Origin of the sequence: Rhizobium sp. BK181 (assembly GCF_014193305.1) — a bacterium.
Taxonomy (GTDB): Bacteria; Pseudomonadota; Alphaproteobacteria; order Rhizobiales; family Rhizobiaceae; genus Rhizobium.
In genome coordinates, this window is record NZ_JACHZA010000013.1 from 59,650 (window position 1) to 77,371 (window position 17,722).

The following is a 17,722-nucleotide window of genomic DNA, read 5'->3' on the forward strand; positions in this document are numbered from 1 at the left end:
TCAGAAATCCCGGCGATCTCCACTACGCTCCTTAAGCCCGTTGTCCGCAATCAGTATGACAGAATCCCGTAGCGATGTTGTCAAAATTCGTTTGATACGTTACTTTGGATCCATGGATCCAGATATAATTGCGACAGCGCTCCGTCGGGAAATTGAGAGTGGCAGCCTCACTCCCGGAACGGTCTTGAAGCAAGAGTTTCTGGCCGAACGATTCGGCGTGAGTCGCCAGCCGGTCCGCCGGGCACTTGATCGGCTGCTGGCATCCGGCCTGCTCAATCGTCGACTGGACAGAAGCCTTGCTGTAGCCGGTTTCACCGAAGAACAGGCGCGTGAGCTTGCTGAGATCCGTACTGCGTTGGAGAGCATGGCGCTACGCGCGTCATTGCCAGTGCTCAGCGACGCCGACCTACGCAAAGCGCGGCGCCTCAACGAGGACCTGGTGGAAGAGGAGGACCCTGCTGTCCTCGAGGAGTTGGACGTGGCATTTCATCGGACGCTCTATGGGCGCTGCAGAAATGAACGCCTTGTTTCCATGATCGACAACCTGCGGCGGGAGTCGCGCCGAGCCTACTCGAGGCAGCCGAAGGGCTCCGACGAGCGCGTCGTCCTCCACGCCGAGCATAGTGCCATCGTCAAGGCCTGTGAACGTCGCGACGAAACCGCCGCCTTGCAAGCCTTATCGGATCATTTGCAGATGACAACAGCGCGCCTGACGCGCGAGGGAGAATGACAATGACGAGGTTTTCCGCAGAAGTCGCCTGGGAGCGGGGTGAGGCAAGCTTCATCGACGGACGCTACAGCCGCGGCCATAAATGGTCCTTCGATGGTGGTGCTGTCGTCGCTGCTTCCGCCTCGCCGCATAATGTACCGCTGCCTTATGCCGTGGCCGAAAACGTGGATCCGGAAGAGGCCTATGTTGCGGCGCTGTCAAGCTGCCACATGCTGTTCTACCTGTGGCTCGCATCAAAGAAACGCATCATGGTCGACAGCTATGCCGACGCCGCGACGGGCATCATGGAAGTCGTGCAAGGCAAGACAATTGTGAGCCGCGTCGAGCTTCGCCCGCGGGTCACCTATGCCAGCGACAGTCCGAGCCGCGAGATCGAAGAGAAGCTTCACCACGAGGCTCACGAGCTATGCTTCCTCGCCAACTCGGTGAAGACGGAAATTGCCGTACGTCTCGACTAAGCGGCGTTAGATATCGAGGTTTTCCGCAAAGGCGGCACGATCCTGAATGAAACGGAAGCGGGCCTCCGGCTTCGTTCCCATCAGGTCGTCTACTGCGGTGCGCGTTCCCTCGAAATCCACCTCGTCAATCACCACCCGCAACAGCGTGCGCTTGCTGGGATCCATGGTGGTTTCCTTGAGCTGTGCCGGCAGCATTTCGCCGAGGCCTTTGAAGCGGCTGATTTCGACCTTCGCCTTGCCCTTGAACTCTGTCTCCATCAACTCGGCCCGGTGTGCGTCATCGCGGGCATAGGCGGATTTAGCGCCCTGAGTGATCTTGTAGAGCGGCGGCACAGCGAGGAACAGGTGACCGCCACGGACCAGTTCCGGCATCTCCTGATAGAAGAACGTGATAAGCAGCGAGGCGATGTGAGCACCATCGACGTCGGCATCGGTCATGACGATAATGCGCTCGTAGCGAAGGTCTTCCTCGCGGTACTTCGAACGTGTTCCGCAGCCGAGCGCCTGGCTTAGATCCGCTAGCTGCTGGTTTGCTCCAAGCTTTTCGCGACCGGCGCTGGCCACGTTTAGAATCTTGCCGCGCAGCGGAAGAATGGCTTGGTTGGCGCGGTTGCGCGCCTGTTTGGCGGAGCCGCCTGCCGAGTCACCTTCGACGATGAAAAGCTCGGCGCCCTCCGCGGTGTTCTGAGCGCAGTCGGCGAGCTTTCCGGGCAGCCGCAGCTTGCGCACGGCCGTCTTGCGGTTGACTTCCTTTTCCTTACGGCGACGCAGTCGTTCTTCCGCGCGTTCTATTACCCAGTCCAGCAGCTTGGCCGCTTCGTTGGGATTGTCGGCAAGGTAGTGGTCGAAGGGGTCGCGAAGCGCGTTCTCGACGATGCGTTGAGCCTCGACGGTCGCGAGCTTGTCTTTCGTCTGCCCCACGAACTCCGGCTCGCGGATGAAGACCGAAAGCATGCCGACGGCCGAAATCATCACGTCGTCTGTGGTGATCTGGGCTGCACGCTTATTCTGAGTCAGTTCGGCGTAGTTCTTCAGGCCCTTGGTGAGCGCTATGCGCAGGCCGGCTTCATGCGTGCCACCTTCGGGCGTTGGAATGGTATTGCAATAGGAATGCACCTGCGGGTCGCCGCCATACCAGGTGATCGCCCATTCCAGCGAGCCGTGACCGCTTGTTTTTTCCGTCTTGCCGGCAAAGATTTCGCGGGTGACCGTGAACTCCTTGCCCATCGTCGCCTGGAGATAATCCTTCAGGCCGCCAGGGAAATGAAAAACAGCCTTGTCCGGCACCTCGGAGCCCTGCGGCAGAACACCTTCTTCGCAGCTCCATCGGATTTCCACGCCGCCAAACAGGTAGGCCTTGGAACGGGCCATGCGGAAAACGCGGCCGGGATCGAACTTGGCATGCTCACCGAAAATCTGGGCGTCGGGATGGAACCGGACGCGCGTTCCGCGGCGATTGTGGACATCGCCAAGCTCTTCCAAGCCGCCCTGCGGCAGGCCGCGCGAGAAACGCTGGCGATAGAGCTTGCGGTTGCGCGCGACCTCCACTTCCATGACATCGGAGAGGGCGTTGACGACCGATACACCGACGCCATGTAGACCGCCTGACGTCTCATACGCCTTACCATCGAATTTGCCGCCCGCATGCAGCTTGGTCATGATGACCTCAAGGGTCGACTTGCCGGGAACCTGCGGATGGTTTTCGACCGGGATGCCGCGACCGTTGTCGGTGACCGTCAGATAGCCTTGGAGATCGAGGTAAACTTCGATAAAATCGGCGTGGCCGGCTACGGCTTCGTCCATTGAGTTATCAATGACTTCGGCGAACAGATGGTGCAGTGCCTTCTCGTCGGTGCCGCCGATGTACATGCCCGGGCGCATGCGAACCGGCTCAAGCCCCTCAAGAACACGGATCGAGGATGCGCCATAGTCATCCGATGTCGACGTCACGGGTGCTGGACGCGACGTCGCGGCAGGCGCCTCCGCGGGGGCGGCAGCAGCCGCCTTCGGCAACTCAGCAGACTTTGGAGTCTCCTCCTGCTTCTGTGTCAGTGGCATTCCGGAAAAGAGGTCGTTGCTATCGTCCATGGGGCCGTTCAGATCTTCATCCTGTTCGGGGCAGGCGGCATATGCCATGCCTGACCCAAAATCACCGCATTTGATGTCACGTTTGCGAATCAGGCAAATTCTGCCAGAAACCGCCTTCTTACGCGACGCCGCCCGATCCGGCGGACTTTCTCAGGAAATGGTTTGCGTTGGCGGGCGTGGAATGGCAAGCGGCCAGAAGGCTCAGGGAACCATGCGCATGCGAATGTCCACAAGTCATTACAGCATTATCGTCGCAATTGCGGCCTTTTTTCTGGCGACGGGAGCAAGTAGCCAGACTGCAGAGCGTCTCCCCCCTTACAAGGACGATCTCTTTTCCACACAAAATGTGCTGCAGTCGAGCAAGGACGGCGCATTCGACCTGATCGAATACGACGAGATGCGCGACATCAACGGCCGTGACCAAGTACCAGAGAAACGAGCCCAACAGAAATACGTGTCCCTCGGCGTCCGAAAGCTCCAATCGGACGAGACGTTGCAATTGGGTGCCCAAAAGCTCGATGTCACCAGGGTAGGACAAGCCGCCGGAGCTGCATTCACCGTGATCTTCATTCACGGGCGAAACGGCGACCGGCGTCTTGGCGCAAACGACTATAGTTTCGGCGGCAATTTCAATCGCCTCAAAAATCTCGTGGCTGGCAATGGCGGCGTTTACTACTCACCGTCGGTCAAGAGTTTCGACAGCGACGGCGTGGCAACAATCGAGGAACTGATCCGCTACGCCGCCGCACAGTCACCCGGCAAGCCGGTTATCCTGGCGTGTGCGTCGATGGGGAGCCAGATCTGTTGGGGTCTCAGCCGCGACGCCGATAGCGTAAACCACCTCAAAGGGATGGTGATCCTGAGCGGCGTTGCCGATCCGGATTTTGCCAAGAGTTCCTTCGCCAAGGCCAAGCTGCCGCTTTGGTTCGCGCATGGCAGCCGCGATCCGGTCTATGCGGCAACCGCCCAGCAGGCGCTCTTCGAAAAGCTCCTGAAAGCTGGGTACCCAACGCATTTCGCACTCTACGAGACCGGCAACCACGGAACGCCGATCCGGATGATCGATTGGCGTCGGACGCTGAACTGGATTTTGGGTTCCTGAACCTTGCTCGGCTCACGAGAAAGGCGTGCCTATCGGTCGCTCTGGCCTATGATTTTCAGCAACATCCGCCGGAAATTTTAAGTGTTTGCGAACAAAGCCCCGCTTATTTCCCTTAGGAAAGGCGCAAAACCTTTTCATTGACCGGTGCTTTTGCTAAGCCCCCCGGCATACGTGGAAGATTGGAAGGCTGGCATGACACCTGACGTGCGTCCGCTCGTGGCGGGAAACTGGAAGATGAACGGCACGCGTGCCTCCCTGGACCAGATTAAGGCGATCGCGGAAGGCGTTCAGGGACCACTTTCCGCCAAGGTGGAGGCGCTGATCTGCCCACCGGCAACCTTGCTTTATGTCGCTACGGCGCTCTCAACCGACAGCCCACTTGCGATCGGCGCGCAGGATTGCCACCAGAAACCTTCGGGCGCCCACACAGGTGATATCTCGGCCGAGATGATTGCCGACTGCTTCGGCACCTATGTCATTGTCGGCCATTCTGAACGTCGCACAGACCATGCCGAGACAGACCATCTTGTTCGCGCCAAGGCCGAGGCTGCCTTTGCAGCAGAATTGACGGCGATCGTGTGCATTGGCGAAACGGCTGACGAGCGCAAGGCGGGCCAGACCCTCGACATCATCAAGCGCCAGCTTTCCGCCTCTGTGCCGGAGAGCGCAACGGCAGAGAATACGGTCATTGCCTACGAGCCCGTATGGGCGATCGGTACCGGCGTGACGCCGACGGTGGAAGACGTCGAGAAGGCACACGCCTTCATGCGTTCCGAGCTCGTCGCCCGCTTCGGCGACACCGGCAAAAAAGTTCGGATTCTCTACGGCGGCTCGGTCAAGCCTAGCAACGCCAAGGAATTGATGGGCGTCGCGAATGTCGATGGCGCTCTGATTGGCGGCGCGAGCTTGAAAGCGGCCGACTTCCTTGCCATCTACGGCGCATACGAAGCGCTGCTTGACTAGAGCCGTGTATATTCCGAGCCGAAGGGCTTGGAATAGCTGATGACCTCATGTAAAGAGCGCCAGAATTTTACTTTATGCCCGCCGCGCGTGTGGGCAGGACTGGACCCATGCAGACCGTTTTGATTGTCATCCATCTCATGATCGTGCTGGCGCTTGTCGGCGTCGTGCTCATCCAGCGCTCGGAAGGCGGCGGCCTCGGCATCGGCGGTGGTTCCGGCTTTATGTCCGCCCGTGGCACGGCCAATGCGCTGACGCGCACCACCGCGATCCTCGCGGCGCTGTTCTTTATCACCTCGCTCGGTCTCGGCGTGCTTAATCGCTATGAGAGCCGTCCGACGGATATTCTGAACCGCATTCCGGCGACGAGCGGGCAGGGCAAGGGTATTCTCGACTCGCTCGGCGGCCAGAACGGTAACGCCGCTCCGGCAGCACCAGCCCCGCAAAGCAACAACGGCGTTCCGACCGGCGGCGAATCCGCTCCGGCTCCTGCAGCGCCCGCCGCAACCGCTCCGGCGGCACCGGCAGCGCCGACGACATCGGCACCCGCATCTACTCAGACTGCTCCGGCGGCACCGCAGGCCACCACACCTGCTGCTCCGGCACCCGCCACCGTCCCAAGCGGGCAGTAAGCGGCATACAGCATAAACCGCCGGCAGGCCCTCGGGTCTGCCGGTTTTCTTTTGTTTAGATTCCGCGCTGGCGCCAAAAATTCTGGAAATGAATTTTTGGGCTGGTGGAATCGTTTTTGAAAAGGTATCCGGTGACTCCCATGGCGCGATACGTATTCATCACTGGCGGCGTGGTTTCCTCTCTCGGTAAAGGAATTGCGGCCGCGGCTCTCGGAGCGTTGCTGCAGGCCCGTGGTTATCGGGTGCGGCTTCGCAAACTCGACCCCTATCTGAACGTGGACCCGGGCACTATGAGCCCGACCCAGCACGGCGAGGTTTTCGTCACCGACGACGGCGCGGAAACCGACCTTGATCTTGGCCACTACGAGCGCTTCACCGGACGTTCGGCGACCAAGACCGACAACATCACCACCGGACGCATCTACAAGAACATCATCGACAAGGAACGCCGTGGCGACTATCTCGGCGCGACCGTTCAGGTCATTCCGCACGTCACCAACGAGATCAAGGATTTCGTCACCGAAGGCAATGACGACTACGACTTCGTCATCTGCGAGATCGGCGGCACGGTAGGCGATATCGAGGCGATGCCGTTCATGGAAGCGATCCGCCAGCTCGGCAACGATCTGCCGCGCGGCACTGCGATCTATGTTCACCTGACGCTGATGCCCTACATTCCGGCGGCAGGCGAACTGAAGACCAAGCCGACTCAGCACTCCGTCAAGGAACTGCAGGCACTCGGTATTCATCCCGACATCCTGCTCGTTCGCGCGGACCGTGAAATTCCGGAAGCGGAACGCCGCAAGCTCTCGCTGTTCTGCAACGTCCGCCCCTCCGCGGTCATCCAGGCGCTCGATGTCGCCAACATCTATGATGTGCCGATCGCCTACCATAAGGAAGGCCTCGACAACGAAGTGCTCGCAGCTTTCGGCATCGAACCGGCCCCGAAGCCACGCCTCAACCCGTGGGAAGAGGTTTGCAACCGTATCCGTACGCCTGAGGGCGAGGTCACGATCGCGATCGTTGGCAAGTACACCGGCCTGAAGGATGCCTATAAGTCGCTGATCGAAGCGCTTCATCACGGCGGTATTGCCAACCGCGTCAAGGTCAAGCTGGAATGGATCGAATCCGAGGTCTTCGAAAAGGAAGATCCGGCACCGTACCTCGAAAAGGTCCACGGGATCCTCGTTCCCGGCGGCTTTGGTGAACGTGGTTCAGAAGGCAAGATCCATGCAGCCCGCTTCGCACGCGAGCGCAAAGTGCCGTATTTCGGTATCTGCTTTGGCATGCAGATGGCGGTCATTGAAGCGGCACGCAATCTCGCCGGTGTAGAAAACGCATCGTCCACCGAATTCGGCCCCACGAAAGAACCGGTTGTTGGCCTGATGACCGAGTGGGTAAAGGGCAATGAGCTGCAGAAGCGTACAGCTGCCGGCGATCTCGGCGGCACCATGCGCCTCGGTGCCTACAAGGCGGCCCTGAAGAAGGGCACGAAGATTTCCGACATATACGGGTCGACGGATATCTCAGAGCGTCACCGGCATCGCTACGAAGTCAACGTCGACTACAAGGATCGTTTGGAAAACTGCGGCCTGGTGTTCTCCGGGATGTCACCGGACGGTGTATTGCCGGAGACGATCGAATATCCGGATCATCCGTGGTTCATCGGTGTTCAGTACCATCCCGAATTGAAGAGCCGGCCGCTCGACCCGCATCCGCTGTTCGCGAGCTTCATCGAGGCGGCAACCGAGCAGAGCCGCCTGGTCTGATTCACAAGGGGCCGCCTGGCAACGTCAGCCAGGCGGCCTTTTCAGTAAGCGCGCCGTTAGCTCGGCGGCCGGAGCCGCCCGCGTATTGGGCCGGTCAGGCGGCTTGCGGCAGCGGCCCGATATAGACCGAACGCGGCCGGATCAATCGACCTTCGAGTGCCTGCTCACGCGCGTGGGCGATCCACCCAACGGTCCGGCCGATTGCGAACACGCCAGTAAATGACTCGCGCGGAAAGCCCAACGCTTCGAGCAGCAGAGCCGTGTAGAACTCTACGTTGACATCAAGTGGTCGACCCGGCTTGCGTTCCTTGAGGATTGCGAGCGCCGCATGTTCAACGGCTTCCGCCAGGACGATCCGCTCGCGATCAACTTGTGCGGCGGAGACTAGCGGCCGAAGGGCTTGCTTCAAGGCGTCGGCGCGCGGATCACGTACTCGGTAGATCCGATGACCGAAGCCCATCAGCCTCTCGCCGCGATCCAGTGCATGGCTAAGCCAGTCATGTGCATTCGCGCTCGCTCCGATCGCGTCGAACATATCGAGCACCGGGCCTGGTGCGCCGCCATGCAGCGGTCCCTTGAGGGCGCTGATGGCCGCGAGCACCGACGAGGTGAGGCCGGCGTGCGTCGAGGCGACAACGCGCGCGGCGAAGGTCGAGGCGTTAAGACCGTGATCCGAGATCGTCACAAGGTAGGCATCGAGTGCCGCGGTCTGCTCTCTACTCGGGGACTGGCCGGTAAGCATACGCAGGATGTCGGCGGCCTGCGGCAGGGAGCGATCCGGCGCGAACGGTTCCTTGCCGGCCTGCAGACGGATTATCGCCGGCAAGAAGACTGCGGGCGCTGCGAGCAATCGAAGAGCGGCCTCGAAGTCCTCGCCATCCGGCAGACGGGCGATAAGAGCACGCATCGCATCCACAGGCGGCAGGCCCAGCGCCGCGGAATCGAGGGCTGCGAGATGGACGAACAGGTCTTCTCGCATTTCGCCCAGCCGCGGGCCAAATTCTGCGAGGCTGAAATGTCGTTCCGTCAGTCCGTCGAGCAGCAATGCGGCTATGCTTTCGTAGGTTGCCGTCGACACCAGCTGATCGAGCGACACGCCCCGGATGATCAGGCGACCGGCTTCACCGTCCACATCGGACAGCTGTGTCTCAGCAGCAATGACATCTTCCAAACCGTTCTTCATGGTGTTTCTCCTTTACGAGCAGCAGGATCGAACCTAGATTAATTGACGTCAATCTTGATGTAATAGATCAATATAAGAGGACCTCATGTCCTGGCTGACCGCAGAGCAAGCGCTCGAGAGACTCGGCACCAAACCGCAGACGCTTTACGCCAATGTGAGTCGCGGACGGATCCGGGCTAAGGCCGATACGACCGACCCACGGCGTAGTCTCTACAATGCAGCCGATGTCATGCGGCTGGCCAAGCGGCATGCGGGCCGGCGAAAGACCGAGACCGTAGCGGCAGATGCCATCCAATGGGGCGACCCCGTATTGCCGTCCGCCATTTCGACTGTCGCAGAGGGCCGGCTCTACTATCGCGGGCGCGAAGCGGCCGCATGGGCCGAGCATGCGACGCTGGAGGAGACTGCTGCACTTCTATGGGAGTCTGGACCCGTCGCGACGATGCCCGGCCACACGGCAGCAACGACGCCCTCGCTGGAACGGGCGTTCGTCCTGCTTGCGCAGCGCGTCACCCGCGACCTGCCGAGCCTAGGTCGGTCATCGACGGCACTGAAGGCTGAAGCTCAGACCATCCTGTCGACCATCGGGATGGCCCTGGCACCAGATGCGAGTGACCTGCCGTTGCATCTCCGCCTCGCGGCGAGCTGGGGCAGGCCTGAAGCGGCCAACTGCATCAGGCGCGCGCTTGTACTCCTCGCAGATCACGAGCTTAACGCATCGACCTTCGCCACACGGGTGGCGGCCTCTTCGGGCGCAACGTTGTCGGCCGCCGTACTTTCCGGGCTCTCGACCTTGACGGGACCACTTCACGGTGGCGCATGGCAGGGCGTCGCCTCATTGATCGACGACGTCAACGCACTCGGGGCGAACGCGGCTGTCCGACAGGCGTTGACCGAGGGGAGGTCGCTCAACGCGTTCGGTCACCCTCTCTATCCGGTCGGAGACATCCGGGCAAAAGCGCTATTGTCCCAGTTTTCTCTCCCACAGGAGTACGCGGATCTCGCGATGGTAGGCCAGCAGCTTATCGGAGAAAGCGTCAACGTCGATTTTGCGCTCACCGCCATGTCGGCCGTTTTTGATCTTCCCGAGAATGCTCCGCTTGTGATCTTCGCGCTCGCGCGATCCGTCGGATGGCTCGCCCATGCCATCGAGCAGGTCGAGAGCGGTCATCTCATTCGTCCGAGGGCGCGTTATACGGGACCGGCAATCACAGCCGCCAAAGCATAGACCAAGTCGGATAGTCGTTGACGTTTCGGCATGCGTGCTGCAGCAATCACATAGGACGGATGCCGCACGCAGGGCGTCCGGTCGCGCATTCATTAGGGGACGGATATGCTTGTAAACTCCAGGATGCTTTTAGCGCTGGTCGTGTGGGCTAGCGGTACCTGCCTTTTCACCTCGGGCGTGGCCCTTGCACAAGCCGGCGGATGCACCATGGAGCGTGTGGCGGGAAGCTCGCGGCAAGTCATGCACTGCGCCGATGGCGTCACAATCACTGCCGAAGGCGGCGCTCGTTTCAATGTCATTGACCGCAACCGCGACGGACGACCGGATGCCGTCTCCCTGCGCAACAAGGCGGTACTCGTGGATGTCGACCGCGCCCGTCGCCCTGGAGGATTCGAGGTGATCACGCCGCAGGCGATTGCAGCCGTCCGCGGCACGCGGTGGGCAGTCGATGTCAAAAGCGGCACGACGTCGGTCTTCGTCGTACGCGGCCGCGTCGCGGTCGGTCGTTCGACTGCTGGACCGCGCGTCGTCTTGGATGTCGGCGAGGGTGTCGACGTTACGCGAGGCAGCGAACCATTGACTGTCCGCCGCTGGCCGCCCGCCCGCGCTGCAGCCCTGCTTGCCCGTCTAGGCCAATAGCGCCGATGCAGGCCAGACGGCTCCTGATCACGATCGCGCTGCTACTATCCGCCCTTTGGGGCGGACTGCTCGGCTACATGCATCTCTCAGGCAGCATGAGCTTTCTCGACCGTCTCGAAGCGTCTCTCACTGATCTGCGTAGTACCCTCATCGGCGCGCGGGAAGCCCCGCCGATCACCAGCATTGTGGCGATCGACGATCTTACTGCTGCCGACAATGGCTATCCGCTTAGTCGAGCGACACTCGCCCGCGTGGTATCCGCCGTCAGCGCCCTAAAACCGAAGGTCATAGCGCTCGATCTCCTACTCGTTGACCCCGGCCCAGAGGAAGGCGACGCGGCACTTGCCTTGGCGCTTCAGCAGACGCCCAGTGTGATCGCTGCAGCCGGCGTTTTCCCCAAAGACACGCAGGTGGTTGGTCACGACGCCAACGATCCGCTGGCGGCGATCCCGACGGCCAACCAGATGCTGTTGCCACTTGCCCGCTTTTCCGACGTCGCTGCCATCGGCGTCGTCAATGTCGCGACTGATGAATCGGGGACACCCCGGTTCATTCCCCTGATTTCTCGAGGCGGCGAGCGGGTCGATGCCTCGTTTCCGCTGCGAGTGGCGTCGCTGGCGCTGGGTATCAATCCGGCATTCGCGCCAGGTGGTTTGGCACTCGGTGACCGGCATTTGCCGACCGACAACGGGCAGCGGCTTCCCATTACCTTCTATGGCCCGCGCGGGACTCTTCCAACCTTCAGCGCCGCTGATGCACTGGCCGGCAAGCTCCCCGCCAAAGCGATCGAGGACAGGATCGTGGTGATCGGCGCCACGGTGACTGGCGGCGGCGACGTATTCCCGACGCCATTCGACCCGGTCTTGCCGGGCGTCGAGGTCATGGCGACGGCAGCAACACATCTGATTGCCGGCGACGGTATCATCAGGGACCGCAATGTGCGTTTGCTCGATTCGCTCATAGCCGTTTCGCTGCCACTGCTTCTTATCAGCTTGCTTGCGTGGCGGCGCAGCGCCATCGGTTACGCTATCATTGCCTGCGTGGCCTTCGCGTGGGCAGCCCTGAACATTACCGCCTTCGCACATGGCTACTGGTTTAGCGCAGCATTGCCGATCGCCGCGGCGTTGCCGCCTGTGCTGCTCTTCGGTGCCGCCGAAATCTGGATCGATCGTCGCCAGGCTGCGCACTTCGCGGCGCAAAGCGATCTCCTACAGCGCATCGAAGCGCCGGGGCTGGGCGAATGGCTCGCGCGCGATCCCGATTTCCTGGCCGAACCGGTACGGCAGGACGCAGCGGTCGTCTTTATCGATCTCTCCGGCTTCACGGGACTGAGCGAAGCGATCGGCGTGACGAATGTCCGTGAAGTCCTCAGCGATTTCTTCGAGATGGTCGACGGAGAGGCGCGTTCGCATGGCGGCGCGGTCACCAGCTTCATGGGCGATGGCGCGATGATTCTGTTCGGCTTGCCACAACCAGCCTCCGACGATGCCACTCGGGCGGCTGCCTGCGCCGTCAGCCTGTGTGATCGAATGCGGCCATGGCTTGCGGCCCATCCCGCGCTGAGCGGCCGGAAGGCCGGCTTCAAGGTCGGTGCGCACTGCGGGCCTGTCGTCGCATCGCGACTCGGGAGCGGCAATCGCCAACAGATCACGGCAACCGGCGACACCGTGAATGTCGCCAGCCGGCTGATGGAGGTGGCGGCATCGCGTGGTGTCGAACTGGCCCTGAGCACTGCATTGATGAAAGCCGCGGCGGCAAATAGCGCTCCGCTCCGTTCCGGCCGGCTCGAAGGTCCCGTACAAGCGCGCATTCGCGGTCGGAGCGAAGGAATCGATGTGTGGTTATGGCATGGACATCTGCTTTGACATTTGCCGTCTGACAAAGTAGGAACGGCCAACTTCTCTACCGGCAACTGCCGGCCAGGGCGCAGCATGCGCGTGAGACTTCCGAAAGATAAACAACATGACAGATTTTAACGGCGTCGTTCCGGCGATCGCCAAGGCGTTGGTGAAGCGCGGTTATACCGAGCTGACGCCGGTGCAAAAGTCCATGCTCGACCCGACGCTTGCCGCGTCGGACGCTCTCGTTTCGGCCCAGACAGGGTCCGGGAAAACCGTCGCCTTCGGCCTGGCGCTGGCACCGACATTGCTCGAAAACGATGACCGTTTCGGGCCTGCGGCGGAGCCGCTGGCGCTGGTGATCGCACCGACAAGAGAGCTCGCGCTTCAAGTCAAGCGCGAACTCGAATGGCTCTACGAAGCGACGGGCGCGCTAATCGTGAGCTGCGTCGGTGGCATGGACATCCGCAGCGAGCGTCGCGCATTGGAGCGTGGCGCGCATATCGTTGTCGGCACGCCGGGGCGTCTCTGCGATCATATCAGGCGCAATGCGCTCGACATTTCTGCGCTCAAGGCAGTCGTACTTGATGAAGCGGATGAAATGCTCGATCTCGGATTCCGCGAGGATCTCGAGTTCATTCTTGATTCCTCGCCAGATGACCGTCGGACGCTGATGTTCTCGGCGACTGTTCCCGCTGCCATTGCAAAGCTCGCGAAGAGCTATCAGAAGAACGCGGTGCGGATCGCGACGGCTACCGAGGAAAAGCAGCACGGCGACATCGAGTATCGGGCGCTTGTCGTGTCGCCCAGCGACCGTGAAAACGCCATCATCAATGTCCTGCGCTACTATGAGGCGACGAATGCCATCGTGTTCTGTTCGACGCGCGCCGCGGTCAACCATCTGACTGCCCGCTTTCACAATCGCAACTTCAACGTCGTCGCCTTGTCGGGTGAACTGACGCAGAACGAGCGGAGCCATGCGCTGCAGGCGATGCGCGATGGACGCGCCCGCGTCTGCATTGCAACGGATGTCGCCGCCCGCGGCATCGACCTTCCCGGCCTCGACCTTGTCATTCATGCCGACCTGCCGACCAATCCGGAAACTTTGCTTCATAGAAGCGGCCGCACCGGTCGCGCGGGCCGCAAGGGCGTCAGCGCACTGATCGTGCCGCTGAACGTGCGGCGCAAGGCGGAGCGCCTCCTTGACAATGCCGGTATCTCGGCTGCCTGGGCTCGTCCGCCGTCGGCAGAAGAGGTGACGGCACGTGACGAAGCGCGTCTGCTTGCCGATCCCATCTTCGAGGAACCCCCGAGCGAAGAGGCTCGGGACCTGGTCAAACGGCTTCTCGATGCCCACGGCGCAGAAAAGCTCGCCGCGGCGTTCGTCAATCTCTATCGGTCCAACCAGTCAGCGCCGGAGGACCTGATCGAGGTCGCGGTCCAGGACGATCGCGGCCGCAAGCGCCGCGAGCACGCCGAGGGACCACGCGAACCTTATCAGAAAGGTCCGCGCGACGACTTCGGCGCGAGCGTGTGGTTTTCGCTTTCGGTCGGCCGCAAGCAGAATGCAGAGCCCCGCTGGCTGATCCCGATGCTCTGCCGCAACGGCAATCTGACTAAGCGTGACATCGGTGCCATCAAGATGCAGCCCGACGAAACCTACGTCGAGATTTCAACGGCAAGCGCCGACAGCTTCCTGCAGTCCATCGGTCCGAACAAAACGATGGAACGCGGCATCCGCGTCACAGCCCTGAATGGCACGCCCGATTTCAGCAAGCCAGCAACCTCCAAGCCTTATGCCGGCAAGAAGGCCTTTGGCGAGCGCCGCGAGTTCAGCGACGAGCGGCCAAAAGACAAGTTTCGGAAGGAAGCCCGCGCTGATGGCGAGCGCGACGAGCGACGTGACACGAAGCCTTGGAGCAAAAAGCCTGGGAAGCCGAAGTTTGAGGGCAAGGGTGGCGGTGGGCCGAAGCCCAAGTTCTCGAAAAAGAAGGCTGAAACCATCCCGTCGGCGCTGCAGCCTTTGCGGCGCCGATAAAGATTCTCGGAGTGGACAATGGCAGGCACAATCGTTTTGACGGTTCATGTTTTCAGCACTCTTTGCAATGAGACCTTCACGCTCTAGCGCGCGCTCTTCATGGATGGCGGGATGCTGGTGATGAAGAACTACTGATCGCTTGAGGATATAAAGCAATTGCGTGGCCAGCACCGCCGTAAGAATGGCCCTGCGGCCAGCACCCTTTCTCCAGCGGATATCCGCGCCTTCATTATCGAAAACCTCCGACTCGAGCCGGTGCCGGGTTTGCCTGAGATACGTCTCTATGCGGCCCATCCGGGCAGTGGGCTGGGTCGCCTTGGAGCTAGTGGCCGTGACGATTCGCCACCGTACTGGGCTTACAATTGGGCGGGCGGGATCCTGCTTGCCAAGCACGTTCTAAATCATCCCAGTATCGTTCGTGGCCGCCGTGTCCTGGATCTTGGTGCCGGCTCCGGGATTGTCGGGATCGCGGCTCGAAAATGCGGAGCATCCGCCGTAATCGCGGCAGAGATCGACGCCAATGCGATCGCGGCACTCAGCCTCAATGCAGAGGCGAATGATGTGGCGATCGAAGCGTTGAACGCAGATATACTTTCCGGCGCCCCAGCTCCCGATGTGGACGTCATTCTTGCCGGTGATGTTTTCTACAATGCCGAACTTGCCAGCAGAGTTCTGCCGTTCCTGACCTCTCGTCGCCAGGCCGGCGTCGATGTCCTTATAGGCGATCCGCGCAGATCGTCACTGCCGCTGACAGCTCTGCGTCTCGTCGCCGAGTATGCCGTCCCCGATTTCGGCCTTGGCTCAGGAGGTGATGCAGCCATTGGTGGAGTGTTCGCCCTGGAAGCATGACCCAAAACGCGCCCTCTCAGCGGGAGGACTCTTCCTGTAGTTTCTGCAAAATCTCCAGCGCCACCTCCGCAACGGCGGTCGGAACGAAGACATGATCGTGATGGTAGGCTGCGACCATGTTGCAGGGGATTGAGTGTGCGGCGAGAGTAGCGGCAACAGCAGCTGTCAGTCCGACACCTTCCAGCGATGAAAAAACTTCGAGAACGATCCGCCGCATCGGCGTATCGCAGTTGAAGCCCAATTCCGAGGCCCTGCTTTTCGAAAGGATGAAGGAAACTCCCTCGTGCTCGCGAAACGACGCCAGCGCATCGATTGCCGCGCGCCGAATGATGTTCTCGTCCGTGGTTGTACAAAAGACGAATTCGTCCTCCGTAAGCACGGGCGTCATTCCGGACAGCATCGCGGCGGTTTCTCGTATGATCTGCTTGGTCATCTCAAGCCGGCCAGGGTTTGTCTGTGACACTTTCTGCGAATGAAAAAGAAACGTCAGCCGAGCAGATCAGGCCGCAGCAGCATCACCGGGCAGGGGTCTCCCGCCTGCAACTCCGGCGCATGTGGCGGTCGAACGATCAAGCAGTCAGCTTCGGCGAATATCTTCATCATAGACGAGTCCTGTTTGCCGAACGGCTCTGCCGACCAACCGCCCGACGGTGATCGCAACAGCCTCGCTCTCACGTAGTCCTGTCGCTGGTCATTGGCACGAAGCGTTACAGCCGCTCCCGCCATTGCCTCACGTCTGACTGGCGGCAGTGACGCCAGCTTGCGAACCAGCGGTTCCAAAAACAGCAGTCCGCAGACCAAGCTCGAAACCGGATTGCCGGGTAGGCCAATGACATGCGTTTCGTCGAGGCTGCCCACCATCAACGGCTTGCCCGGACGCATGGCGATCCGCCAGAAATCCAGCTTCATGCCCAATGTGACGAGCGTAGCCTGCACCAAATCATGGTCGCCCACCGATGCCCCACCGAGCGTCACGATGACATCGACCTCGGCACGCCGGGCGCGCTCGACAGCCGCGGAAATCGCGGCTTTGTCATCGGGAACGATCCCGAGATCCAGGACCTCGGCGCCAGCCTTACGAACCAGGGCAGCAATGCCGAAGGTGCTGGACGCAATGATCTGCGCGGGAGCCGGTGAGCTTCCTGGCGGCAACAACTCGTCACCGGTTGCGAGCAGCGCCACCATGGGCTTGCGGAAGACCTCAAGGGTCGCGTGGTTCATTCCAGCCGCCACAGTCAGGCGAGAAAAGTCCAGCACGGTGCCTGCCTTGAGCACTGTTTCGCCTTCAACAAAATCTTGGCCGCGGGGCCGGACGTGCTGGCCAAGACGAACAGGAAAGGTCGTGCGGACGCCGCCCTCGATTTTGTCCGCATCCTCCTGCAGCAACACGCTATCGGCGCCAGACGGAACCGGCGCGCCAGTAAAGATGCGAACAGTCTCGCCTTTACCAACAACACCGTCGAACCCGTGGCCGGCAGAGGACGTCCCGATGAGCCGCAGCTCGGCGCCCGGTTCCGGCGCGTCGTCACCGCGCAAGGCATATCCATCCATCGCCGACGCATCGAAAGGCGGCTGGGTCAGCCTGGCCGGCACATCAGCTGCCAGCACGCGACCGTCGGCCTCCGGCAAGGAAACAGTTTCGCTCACCTGGATTGGTTTTGCCCGTGACAGCAAACGATCCTGCGCTTCCGCAACGGGCAACATGCTCATTTGCCATACTCCGGATGGCGAAAGTCTCCAGACTTGCCACCCGATTTTTCGAGCAGCCGTATGCTCCCGATTACCATGGCCTTATCGGCGGCCTTCGCCATGTCGTATATCGTCAGGCAGGCCACGGAAACGGCTGTCAGGGCCTCCATTTCGACACCCGTCTTGCCTGTCAGCTTCACGGTCGCGGTAACGCGCAAGCCGGGAAGATCGGCGTCCTCCGTAATATCGACCGCAACCTTCGTGAGCATCAGGGGGTGGCAGAGAGGGATGAGGTTGCTCGTCTGCTTGGCGGCCATGATGCCAGCAAGGCGCGCCGTGCCGATCACGTCGCCCTTCTTCGCATTGCCCGCACGAATGAGATCGAGCGTCGCGGCCGCCATCTTCACGTGGCCTTCGGCGGTCGCAACCCGAGTGGTCTCGACCTTATTGCCGACATCGACCATGTGCGCCTCGCCGGAGGCATCAATGTGGGTGAGACCGGACGGGCCGCCGCTCATA

Annotated in this window: 16 protein-coding genes; 11 read left to right on the plus strand and 5 right to left on the minus strand. The window is 61.1% G+C overall.

Going from position 1 to position 17,722, the window contains the following annotated elements:
* Nucleotides 1-112 precede the first annotated feature (112 nt).
* Nucleotides 113-730, plus strand: coding sequence for a GntR family transcriptional regulator (locus FHT77_RS23340; protein ID WP_183757291.1), 618 nt, complete (start codon nt 113-115; stop codon nt 728-730).
* Between the two features lie 2 nt (nt 731-732).
* Nucleotides 733-1,188, plus strand: coding sequence for an OsmC family protein (locus tag FHT77_RS23345; RefSeq protein ID WP_183757219.1), 456 nt, complete (start codon nt 733-735; stop codon nt 1,186-1,188).
* A 6-nt stretch (nt 1,189-1,194) separates the two neighbouring features.
* Here FHT77_RS23345 and parE read toward each other — a convergent pair whose 3' ends face one another.
* A complete protein-coding gene (gene parE / locus FHT77_RS23350) occupies nt 1,195-3,276 on the minus strand; it encodes a DNA topoisomerase IV subunit B (protein ID WP_183757220.1) in 2,082 nt (693 codons plus the stop codon).
* 217 nt (nt 3,277-3,493) lie between these two features.
* Between parE and FHT77_RS23355 the strand changes: the two genes are divergently transcribed.
* The 4 genes from FHT77_RS23355 (at nt 3,494) to FHT77_RS23370 (ending at nt 7,739) form a co-directional block, all read left to right on the plus strand.
* Nucleotides 3,494-4,378 (plus strand): alpha/beta hydrolase, encoded by an 885-nt coding sequence (locus FHT77_RS23355; protein ID WP_183757292.1) that lies wholly within the window; start codon nt 3,494-3,496, stop codon nt 4,376-4,378.
* 192 nt (nt 4,379-4,570) lie between these two features.
* Nucleotides 4,571-5,341: a triose-phosphate isomerase gene (gene tpiA / locus FHT77_RS23360; protein ID WP_183757221.1), complete on the plus strand. Its 771-nt coding sequence runs from the start codon at nt 4,571-4,573 to the stop codon at nt 5,339-5,341.
* Between the two features lie 107 nt (nt 5,342-5,448).
* Complete coding sequence (gene secG / locus FHT77_RS23365; RefSeq protein ID WP_183757222.1) at nt 5,449-5,970, plus strand: preprotein translocase subunit SecG; 522 nt, start codon at nt 5,449-5,451, stop codon at nt 5,968-5,970.
* 140 nt (nt 5,971-6,110) lie between these two features.
* On the plus strand, nt 6,111-7,739 hold the full coding sequence (locus FHT77_RS23370) for a CTP synthase (protein WP_183757224.1): 1,629 nt from the start codon (nt 6,111-6,113) through the stop codon (nt 7,737-7,739).
* A gap of 94 nt (nt 7,740-7,833) precedes the next feature.
* On the opposite strand, the gene FHT77_RS23375 is transcribed toward FHT77_RS23370, so the two are convergent.
* Nucleotides 7,834-8,922 carry a citrate synthase/methylcitrate synthase gene (locus FHT77_RS23375; RefSeq protein ID WP_183757225.1) on the minus strand — a complete coding sequence of 363 codons (1,089 nt, stop codon included), beginning with the start codon at nt 8,920-8,922 and terminating at the stop codon, nt 7,834-7,836.
* A gap of 85 nt (nt 8,923-9,007) precedes the next feature.
* Between FHT77_RS23375 and FHT77_RS23380 the strand changes: the two genes are divergently transcribed.
* From FHT77_RS23380 to FHT77_RS23400, 5 genes are all read left to right on the plus strand, one after another.
* Nucleotides 9,008-10,150: a citrate synthase gene (locus FHT77_RS23380; protein ID WP_183757226.1), complete on the plus strand. Its 1,143-nt coding sequence runs from the start codon at nt 9,008-9,010 to the stop codon at nt 10,148-10,150.
* Nucleotides 10,151-10,255: 105 nt separating this feature from the next.
* Complete coding sequence (locus FHT77_RS23385; protein ID WP_405049312.1) at nt 10,256-10,789, plus strand: FecR domain-containing protein; 534 nt, start codon at nt 10,256-10,258, stop codon at nt 10,787-10,789.
* A gap of 5 nt (nt 10,790-10,794) precedes the next feature.
* On the plus strand, nt 10,795-12,654 hold the full coding sequence (locus FHT77_RS23390; protein WP_183757227.1) for a CHASE2 domain-containing protein: 1,860 nt from the start codon (nt 10,795-10,797) through the stop codon (nt 12,652-12,654).
* Nucleotides 12,655-12,751: 97 nt separating this feature from the next.
* Nucleotides 12,752-14,665 (plus strand): DEAD/DEAH box helicase, encoded by a 1,914-nt coding sequence (locus FHT77_RS23395; RefSeq protein WP_183757228.1) that lies wholly within the window; start codon nt 12,752-12,754, stop codon nt 14,663-14,665.
* A gap of 156 nt (nt 14,666-14,821) precedes the next feature.
* Complete coding sequence (locus FHT77_RS23400; protein WP_183757229.1) at nt 14,822-15,514, plus strand: methyltransferase; 693 nt, start codon at nt 14,822-14,824, stop codon at nt 15,512-15,514.
* A gap of 16 nt (nt 15,515-15,530) precedes the next feature.
* Here FHT77_RS23400 and FHT77_RS23405 read toward each other — a convergent pair whose 3' ends face one another.
* From FHT77_RS23405 to moaC, 3 genes are read right to left on the minus strand one after another with little or no spacing between them, the layout of a single operon-like run.
* The gene (locus FHT77_RS23405) at nt 15,531-15,947 is read right to left on the minus strand and encodes an ACT domain-containing protein (protein WP_183757230.1); all 417 of its coding nucleotides are present in this window, start codon (nt 15,945-15,947) and stop codon (nt 15,531-15,533) included.
* A gap of 53 nt (nt 15,948-16,000) precedes the next feature.
* A complete protein-coding gene (glp, locus tag FHT77_RS23410) occupies nt 16,001-17,224 on the minus strand; it encodes a gephyrin-like molybdotransferase Glp (RefSeq protein ID WP_183757231.1) in 1,224 nt (407 codons plus the stop codon).
* Entirely contained in the window at nt 17,221-17,721 is a 501-nt protein-coding gene (moaC, locus tag FHT77_RS23415) for a cyclic pyranopterin monophosphate synthase MoaC (protein ID WP_183757232.1), read from the minus strand. The genes glp and moaC overlap by 4 nt, the downstream gene beginning before the upstream one ends.
* Between the last annotated feature and the right edge of the window lies 1 nt (nt 17,722).

Coding starts and splice junctions, on each gene's coding strand:
- moaC (WP_183757232.1), bottom strand. CDS start 17,721: ATGAGCGGCGGCCCGTCCGGTCTCACCCACATTGATGCCTCCGGCGAG.
- secG (WP_183757222.1), top strand. CDS start 5,449: ATGCAGACCGTTTTGATTGTCATCCATCTCATGATCGTGCTGGCGCTT.
- tpiA (WP_183757221.1), top strand. CDS start 4,571: ATGACACCTGACGTGCGTCCGCTCGTGGCGGGAAACTGGAAGATGAAC.
- FHT77_RS23375 (WP_183757225.1), bottom strand. CDS start 8,922: ATGAAGAACGGTTTGGAAGATGTCATTGCTGCTGAGACACAGCTGTCC.
- FHT77_RS23345 (WP_183757219.1), top strand. CDS start 733: ATGACGAGGTTTTCCGCAGAAGTCGCCTGGGAGCGGGGTGAGGCAAGC.
- FHT77_RS23395 (WP_183757228.1), top strand. CDS start 12,752: ATGACAGATTTTAACGGCGTCGTTCCGGCGATCGCCAAGGCGTTGGTG.
- FHT77_RS23355 (WP_183757292.1), top strand. CDS start 3,494: ATGCGAATGTCCACAAGTCATTACAGCATTATCGTCGCAATTGCGGCC.
- FHT77_RS23340 (WP_183757291.1), top strand. CDS start 113: ATGGATCCAGATATAATTGCGACAGCGCTCCGTCGGGAAATTGAGAGT.
- FHT77_RS23380 (WP_183757226.1), top strand. CDS start 9,008: ATGTCCTGGCTGACCGCAGAGCAAGCGCTCGAGAGACTCGGCACCAAA.
- FHT77_RS23385 (WP_405049312.1), top strand. CDS start 10,256: ATGCTTGTAAACTCCAGGATGCTTTTAGCGCTGGTCGTGTGGGCTAGC.
- glp (WP_183757231.1), bottom strand. CDS start 17,224: ATGAGCATGTTGCCCGTTGCGGAAGCGCAGGATCGTTTGCTGTCACGG.
- parE (WP_183757220.1), bottom strand. CDS start 3,276: ATGGACGATAGCAACGACCTCTTTTCCGGAATGCCACTGACACAGAAG.
- FHT77_RS23370 (WP_183757224.1), top strand. CDS start 6,111: ATGGCGCGATACGTATTCATCACTGGCGGCGTGGTTTCCTCTCTCGGT.
- FHT77_RS23405 (WP_183757230.1), bottom strand. CDS start 15,947: ATGACCAAGCAGATCATACGAGAAACCGCCGCGATGCTGTCCGGAATG.
- FHT77_RS23390 (WP_183757227.1), top strand. CDS start 10,795: ATGCAGGCCAGACGGCTCCTGATCACGATCGCGCTGCTACTATCCGCC.